Origin of the sequence: Streptomyces sp. MMG1533, assembly GCF_001279775.1 — a bacterium.
Classification (GTDB): domain Bacteria; phylum Actinomycetota; class Actinomycetes; order Streptomycetales; family Streptomycetaceae; genus Streptomyces.
Genome location: NZ_LGDG01000179.1, coordinates 1 through 286, shown reverse-complemented (window position 1 = coordinate 286; position 286 = coordinate 1). Strand labels below are relative to the sequence as shown.

Below are 286 nucleotides of genomic sequence, written 5' to 3'. Positions count from 1 at the left end.
GGGCTGTTCGAGGTCGTCGAGGATGATGCCCATGTTGCGCAGTTCCTCGTCCGCGGTCTTCTTCATCGTCTCGATGTCGAGGCGGCGGACGGGCCAGGGACCCTTGGTCATCTCGGAGCCGAGGAAGAAGTTGCGCCACACCGGCATCAGCGGGACGGTGGCGAGGTCCTGGTAGACGGTGGCGATGCCCTTGTCGAGGGCTTCGCGCGGGGTGGAGAAGCGCACCGGGGTGCCGTCGACGAGGAAGTCGCCCTCGGTGTGCTGGTGCAGCCCGGAGACGATCTTG

At 66.4% G+C, this 286-nt stretch carries 1 pseudogene; it reads right to left on the bottom strand.

The annotated features are described in order from the left end of the window. A pseudogene (locus tag ADK57_RS18770) lies at nt 1-286 on the bottom strand (sugar ABC transporter ATP-binding protein); the annotation flags it as partial.